Here is a 510-nt window from a genome sequence, read left to right on the forward strand (position 1 = left end):
AGGCGCTGGTCAAGCAGCTCGGCCAGTTGCTGGCCGACCCCGTCATGCGCGACAAGATGCAGCGCGCCGGCAGCGGCGTGGTCGAGCAGCTCGGCGGCGCACTGGAGCGCACCATGACGGCGCTCGAACCCTATCTGTTGCAATTGCGGATCGAGATGGGGGCCGCCAATGCGTGAGCCGGCCTTCTGGTACCGGCCTCGCTCCTTCACGTCGTATGCGTTGCAGCCGCTGGGTCTGCTCTACGGCGCGGTCACCGAACGGCGCATGCTGCGCACAGGCGCAGACGCCGGCATTCCCGTGATCTGTGTCGGCAACTACCATGTCGGAGGCGCCGGCAAGACGCCGACCGTGCTGGCGCTGACGAGGCTCCTGCGCGAGCTCGGCGAGACGCCGGTGGTGCTGAGCCGTGGCTATGGCGGACACCTGAAAGGCCCGGTCATGGTCGACCGCGCGCGCCACAATGCTGCGGATGTCGGCGACGAGCCCCTGATGATGGCGCGCGACGTCCCG

1 protein-coding gene and 1 pseudogene are annotated in these 510 nt (G+C 68.8%); both read left to right on the forward strand.

What is annotated here, in order from left to right:
• Positions 1-176 (forward strand): annotated as a pseudogene (locus tag MOV75_RS41555) (3-deoxy-D-manno-octulosonic acid transferase); the annotation flags it as partial.
• On the forward strand, positions 169-510 hold a 342-nt coding region (locus MOV75_RS41560; protein ID WP_247008688.1), incomplete at its 3' end, for a tetraacyldisaccharide 4'-kinase. The pseudogene MOV75_RS41555 and the gene MOV75_RS41560, both read left to right, overlap by 8 nt.

It is taken from the genome of Bradyrhizobium sp. PRIMUS42 (assembly GCF_023006515.1).
Classification (GTDB): domain Bacteria; phylum Pseudomonadota; class Alphaproteobacteria; order Rhizobiales; family Xanthobacteraceae; genus Bradyrhizobium.